Source organism: Bradyrhizobium sp. P5_C11_2, from assembly GCF_054049755.1.
In genome coordinates this window covers 1-1,702 of the sequence record NZ_JBFULT010000927.1, presented here as the reverse complement: position 1 = coordinate 1,702, position 1,702 = coordinate 1, and the positions used below count along the sequence as shown (strand labels likewise).

The following is a 1,702-nucleotide window of genomic DNA, read 5'->3' as shown; positions in this document are numbered from 1 at the left end:
CGATCTGGCTGACGTCGGTATAGGTGGCGATCGGCGAGGTGCCGCTCATCGGATCATAGACGATCACGGAATGATGGATGCCGCCGAGGTTTACGGTAACCGGCTGGGTGGCGACCGAAATTTCGCTGTCGGTCGCATCGTCCCAGATCTTCGGCTCGGCCCAGACCACGAGGTCATAGGCGCCATTGCTCTTGGTCAGCACCATGCTGTTGCCGGAGGCAGGCAGTCCCGACAGCGAGTAGCCGAGCTGCGCGGTCGGCGTATGACCGCCGGTGCCGTCGTCGGCGAGGATGGAGGTCAGGTTGTGGATCGCGGTTGCAGCCAGTTTTGGCGTGCCGTCGGCATTGAACAGCCCCATGTTCTGGCCGGGATCGTTCTTGGCGGCGCTCGTGTCGTGATCGAGCAGCTCGTAGATATAGGTGGTGCTGACGCCGTCCTTGAAGGCATCGACCAGGGTGTTGAGGATCGACTTGGCCTGAACCGTCTGGTCGACGCCGAGGTAGGGAGCGCTCTTTATCGTGCTGTAGCCGGTCTCCGTGATGACGATCGGCTTTCCCGAGGCGACCGAGCCGGCCTCGCTGATATAGGTCGCCAGGGCGGCGGCCGCAGTGGTGTACGTGCCGGCATAGGCGTGAGAGTTCGCGTAGTCGGTGTAGGAGTACAGGTTGCCAAGCTTGGCGTAGTCGTTGGTGTCGGTATAGCCGAGCGAGAGGTTGTACACGGACACGCCCGACAGCGTCGCGTCGCCCTTGATCGCCGTGTAGAGCGCCATCTGGAACTGCGCGGCCGCCGAGACGTCGGTGCTTCCGTTGTACGAGAACGGCTGCGTGTTGGCKTCGTTGAGGCCCTCAATCGCGATCAGGCTTCCGGGATTAGCCTTCACGAAGCTGTCGAGCTGCTCGAGATACTGCGCGAGGCCTGTGGAACCGGTCGCCGGCAAGTTCGAGGATACGATCAGGTCGAACTTGTAACCGTCTTCGGCGAGTCCCGCCATGACGGGCTGGCTTCCGGGCGATGTCGCGAGCCCGTCGCGCAGCTTGGTGACGCCGAGATATTTGAGGTCGTCCTCGACAAGCGCGAGGTTGTTGTAACCTCCCCAGGAGTACGCCACATGTGTGTTGACGCCGATGGATCCAGTGAAGGAACTCGCCGACAGGAGGGTCTGATCAATGGAAGACGCTGTCATCTGCTACTCTGCATAAGAGTTCAATTGCGTCGAGCAGTACCCTCGACGTTTGTGTTTCAGGTTTTTTATTCAGGTAAAAATCGAAACATCGCGCGCGTACTTCGCAACGCATTGTATCGATTCGTTTGAATGAGTGATTAACCGCTATCAATGTCAGCCGTGTGCGTGAACGATGTCACCATCGCGGCGCGATGCAATTTCCTGCAACGTTTGTTGTGCAGTCTGCACGCAGCATAGGCAGTCCCCGCAGTTCCACGGAGATTGCGCGAAATTGTTAGCAGGTTGCAAACCGGAGTCGCGTCCATCGCGGACGAAATTGGCGGTCGACATACGACCGTCAATCTCCCGTCATGCCGATTGTCGGCTCTCGACGACGCTTTCGAACAGGTCGCGATATTCGTCGACGACGCTCGCAAAGGTATAAGGGTTCGTTTGCAGTGACAGTTGCTTAACCATCGCCGCGATCTCGTCGGGCTTTGAGAGAAGTTGACGGATGCTGTCCGCAAGGGACTGCGG

The 1,702-nt window shown here is 59.1% G+C and carries 1 pseudogene; it reads right to left on the bottom strand.

The window, feature by feature from the left end:
- Nucleotides 1–1,186, bottom strand: a pseudogene (locus ACXJL8_RS40370) (RHS repeat protein); the annotation flags it as partial.
- Nucleotides 1,187–1,702: the final 516 nt, after the last annotated feature.